General features: G+C 50.1%; 3 protein-coding genes. All 3 read left to right on the top strand.

What is annotated here, in order from left to right:
• Positions 1-1,142, top strand: a 1,142-nt coding sequence (locus tag C3418_RS22720) for a tellurite resistance TerB C-terminal domain-containing protein (RefSeq protein WP_219812706.1), incomplete at its 5' end; no start/stop codon positions are given.
• A complete protein-coding gene (locus C3418_RS22725; RefSeq protein ID WP_103859334.1) occupies positions 1,135-2,430 on the top strand; it encodes an ATP-binding protein in 1,296 nt (431 codons plus the stop codon). The genes C3418_RS22720 and C3418_RS22725, both read left to right, overlap by 8 nt.
• Positions 2,402-4,618 (top strand): DEAD/DEAH box helicase, encoded by a 2,217-nt coding sequence (locus C3418_RS22730; protein ID WP_258040167.1) that lies wholly within the window; start codon positions 2,402-2,404, stop codon positions 4,616-4,618. The genes C3418_RS22725 and C3418_RS22730 overlap by 29 nt, the downstream gene beginning before the upstream one ends.
• Positions 4,619-4,985 lie beyond the last annotated feature (367 nt).

A 4,985-nucleotide genomic window follows, 5' to 3' on the forward strand; every position in this document is an offset into this window, starting at 1 on the left:
GATTAAAAAGTGTGAAGGCGATCCTGACTATAAAGTTAACTGCATATCACAGGCCTATAAGTATTTGTTTTGTAGGCAAAAAACTATTTTTAATTTTTAACAAAATGTTCACGATCTCGCCCTGCAACACGGGAGGCCTCAATAAAGCGCAGTATGAAGGTTTGGCTACCATCTTGGCTCACCACCATATGAGCATCAAGCCTCACCCCGAGGGAAGCAATAAGCGCCCGAAGGGAGACGAACCGGTTGTTATCTATCCGATAAATCCGCAAGAAACGCTGAACAAAAATCAGAGCAGTGTGGATACTGTGTCCGCATTTGTAGATCTGGCCTGTGTTGTCCTGAATACTGACGAAGATAAATCGGCAGTCACGATCGCTTTCCTCAAGGAGCAGATCGGTTCAATGACCTTCCTGACCCACTCTCAATCAGTTCGACTGATCGCAAAAGCGCTACTGGGCACTCAGGCTCCTCCTACGCTGTCGATCGTAAAGAAAGCCATCGATGCCTTGGATGGTGAACAAAAGGCTTTAGTCGGCAAGCTGCTCGTCGCCTTTGTGAAAGCTGACAACTCGATCACCCCAGCCAAGGTGAAGGTACTGGAACAGCTGTATAAGCTGATCTCTTTGGATGTGAAACAGGTCTACTCAGACCTCCATTCAAATGAGGCCAGGATCGTATCAACGAGCAAATCTGGCAGCGTGACCAAGGCTACTGGCAGTGCCTCCAGTTTGGATATGGCTCGGGTGGCACAGCTCAAACAAGAGACCTCACAAGTCACTGCAATGCTCGCATCAGTGTTTACAGAGAATGATGGTGAACATGATGATATCCACCAGCCACAACAGGCCAAGACCGAAGTGTCACCAGGTCAAACGGTCGAGCCGACAACCCTTGGGGATACCCATTCTCTGTTTGGCCTTGATGATGATCTAAGCCAATTCCTCAGGGCTCTGCTTACCCGTCCGGAATGGGCTCGTGATGATTTGTCTGAACTTGCCAGCACCATGGGCCTGATGCTCGATGGCGCACTTGAACAAATTAACGAAGTCATGCTCGATCACTTTGATGAAATGCTGATCGATGGTGATGACCCCTTTGAATTGAACACCGACCTTCTGGAGCAAATTCCTCATGAGTAAAATCAGGCCAAAAGAGCGCGACGCCGTAATCCAATCCTTAAGAGCGGGTGTCGTGCCCAAGGTGGGTCAGCATCTCATCCAGGTTGGCCGCAAAAACGAAATTGACGCCTTCATGGCTGACATCCATCGCGTTGCCGATACAGGTTCATCATTCAGGATCGTTATCGGGGAGTATGGTGCCGGTAAAACCTTCCTTCTCAACCTTGTGCGAGCAATCGCGCTTGAGAAGCAGCTTGTTACCGTTCACGCCGATCTCAATCCCGATCGCCGACTGCATGCCAGCGGCGGCCAAGCGCGGTCCCTCTATTCTGAACTCGCCAAGAATATGTCCACCCGCACGAAACCTGATGGCGGTGCACTTACTGGTGTAGTGGAGAAGTTCATCGCTCAGGCGAAAAATGAAGCCAAGGCGAATGGCTCACAACCTGAAGCGGTCATCCGGAAGAAGCTGGAAGATCTCGCCGAGATGGTTAATGGCTATGACTTTGCCGAGGTGATCGCCGCCTACTGCAAAGGGTTCGAAGATGGCAATGACCAGCTGAGGCATGACGCCATCAGATGGCTTCGGGGCGAATTCTCAACCAAGACCGATGCTCGCATGGCGCTGGGTGTCCGGACCATCGTTGATGATGCCACCATGTATGATCAGCTCAAGCTGATGGCCCGTTTCGTTCAGCTGGCAGGCTATTCAGGCTTGCTGGTGTGCCTTGATGAGATGGTGAACCTCTATAAGCTTGCCAACACCCAGGCTCGCAACTCCAACTACGAACAAATCCTGCGGATCCTCAATGATTCCTTGCAAGGGACGTCGGTCGGGCTCGGGTTCATCCTTGGCGGCACTCCCGAGTTTTTGATGGACACCAGACGCGGCCTCTTCAGCTATTCAGCCCTGCAATCCCGTTTGGCCGAGAACAGCTTTGCTCAGGATGGGCTGGTGGATTACTCAGGGCCAGTACTGCGCCTCTCAAGCCTGACCCCTGAGGATTTCTACGTTCTCCTTGAGAAGTTGCGGCATGTCTATGCCTGTGGTGATGAAACCCGTTACACATTGCCAGACGAAGCGTTACCGGCATTTATGGCCCATTGTGAGAGCCGGTTGGGGGAAAGCTATTTCAGAACCCCCAGAACGACGATCACCGCCTTTGTGAACCTGCTGGCCGTCCTGGAGCAGAACCCTGATGCAAACTGGAAAGAGCTCATTGGCTTTACTGACATCAAATCTGATCAGGGAGCGGAGTTAGAATTGGCAGTGGAGCCCGATGATGAATTCACCTCGTTCCAGCTCTGACTCCCGACATTTTGAACGGCTGGATGAGCGGATCCGGCGCTGGGTGTGGCAAAAGGGGTGGACCTCTCTTCGTGATGCGCAAGAGCGGGCGATACCGGCATTATTGGGGGCAGATACAGACGTGATCATCGCGGCTGCCACCGCTGCGGGTAAAACTGAAGCTGCCTTCTTGCCGATATTCACGGTGCTACTGAACAGCCCCGAGCCCTCTACGGTTCTATACATCAGTCCTCTCAAAGCGCTGATCAATGATCAATGGGGACGGCTCAACGAGCTCTGTGACTCGTTGGAGATCCCTGTTACTGGCTGGCATGGTGATATCGCCTACAGCAAGAAGCAGAAGTTCTTGAAGAGTCCCAACGGGGTGTTGTTGATCACCCCTGAATCCCTGGAGGCCCTCTTTGTGAATCGGGGGTCATCCATCCCTGGGATGATGGCCAACATCAAGTACATCGTGATTGATGAGCTGCATGCCTTCATCGGCTTTGAGCGAGGAAAACAGATCCAATCCCTGATGCATCGTGTTGAGCTGGCCATCGGTCGTCAGGTCCCCCGCGTTGGGCTCTCTGCTACTCTCGGGGATATGTCGCTCGCGGCAAAATTCTTGCGCCCTTCCCTACCTGATAGCGTCCAGCTCATCGAGTCAAAGGATGGTGGCCAGGAGCTAAAGGTCCTCATCAAAGGCTATATCGAAGGTAAAACGGAACCAGACGAAGAACGAGATGAAGACGACCCGACTTCTCCCTATGTAGCCATCAGTAACGACTTGTATCGTGCACTCCGCGGGTCAAACAACCTGGTATTTCCCAACTCCAGATCAAACGTTGAAAAGTACACAGACCGTTTACGTCGCCTTTGCGAACAAGATAAGGTCCCAAACCAGTTCTGGGCGCACCACGGCAGTTTGTCGAAAACATATCGTGAAGAAACCGAAGAGGCCTTGAAGTCGGGTGATGTGCCAGCGACAGCTATTTGCACCAGTACGTTGGAGCTCGGGATCGACATTGGCTCCGTTAAAAGCATTTGCCAAATCGGTCGACCACCTGCGGTGTCTTCATTGCGGCAACGTCTTGGTAGGTCCGGACGCCGTAAGGGAGAATCCGCAATCCTTCGCGGCTACATCATCGAGCGCGAACTCTCCCCCAATACAAGTATCTCAGATTCACTACGTGAGGACCTGATCCAAACTATCGCCATGGTCAGGCTACTGATCGGTGGTTGGTTTGAGCCTCCCCTTGCTGGTGGCTTGCACGCCTCAACTCTAGTTCAACAGATCCTTTCTGTTATCAGTGAGCGCGGCGGCATCATGGCCAGAGACCTTTGGCATAGTCTACTCTCCCCTGGTGCGCCTTTTGAAGGATTCACACCTGATGACTTTATTGGGCTTCTCAAGCAGATGGGCAGCTTGAAATTGATACAACAGGACTCATCAGGTTTGCTGCTGCACGGTGAAGTAGGCGAAAAACTCGTTAACAATCACGAATTCTACGCATCATTTGTCAGTGATGAGGAATACCGGCTGATCTGCGCCTCTACTCAAGTTGGGTTGATCCCGATAAGCAGGCCTCTGATTACAGGCCAGAAGATCATTTTTGCCGGTCGCCGCTGGCAAGTTCTCGAAGTGAATGAAGAAAAGAAATTTATACTGGTGGCCCCCTCAAAAGGAGGGACTCCTCCTGTCTTCGATAACTGCTTGGCCACTGTTCACGAAATAGTCAGGATTGAAATGCGCAATGTGCTTGCTGGTGGCTTTGATGTTCCATTTCTTGATACCAGAGCAAAAGAGCTACTGTCCGAAGCAAGAGAAAACTTTAAACGCTTTGATCTTGACTCGACTACATTGATTGAAGTGGGCAATAATTCCGTACAGCTGTTCCCGTGGTCCAGTGATATTGCACATGATGCGTTTGTTCTGTTGATGCAAAAAAATGATATTGATGCTGTTAATGAAGGCATTTACATCTTACTTAATTGCAGCAAAGAAAAAATGCTGAATGTTATCGTCAGCATTAATGACTCACATGTACTATCGACAGACCTACTGGACGGAGTCCGAAACTTAAATCGAGAAAAGTGGGATTGGGCTCTTCCTGATAGAATTTTGCGTAAATCATTCTCCTCACTTAGGTTGGATCTGGAAGGTGCATTAGGAATCTGTAAGAAGGTCATACTCATGCATGGAAAATAATTTTGCTACTAAACTGGCTAAATAGCTATTCCGAATAGTAGATCACTGTACTCGTACCGCTTCTACAGGTGACATGGAGCACACATCGTCGATGAGCCTTGTCACTTCAGGTGTTGCATGTTAACCAGAAGATGCCAGCGGTGTGACTGTGGATCGCTTGCCGTTGAATAACGGCAATTAAAAATAATTGGTTAATCATTTTTTAAACCACCTAATCAACCTAAAGCACCACATTCGTAGGGAAGGTGCGAATAAGCGGGGAAATTCTTCTCGGCTGACTCAGTCATTTCATTTTTTCAGTTTGAGCCGATCTTTTCTCCCGTAAATGCCTTGAATCAGCCTATTTAGACCGTTTCTTCGCCATTTA

It is taken from the genome of Aeromonas sp. ASNIH8, assembly GCF_002919855.1.
In the GTDB taxonomy this organism is placed as follows: domain Bacteria; phylum Pseudomonadota; class Gammaproteobacteria; order Enterobacterales; family Aeromonadaceae; genus Aeromonas; species Aeromonas caviae.

Bases quoted from the DNA above. Each gene is read 5' to 3' on its own strand.
- C3418_RS22725 (WP_103859334.1), top strand. From the start codon at position 1,135: ATGAGTAAAATCAGGCCAAAAGAGCGCGACGCCGTAATCCAATCCTTA.
- C3418_RS22730 (WP_258040167.1), top strand. From the start codon at position 2,402: ATGATGAATTCACCTCGTTCCAGCTCTGACTCCCGACATTTTGAACGG.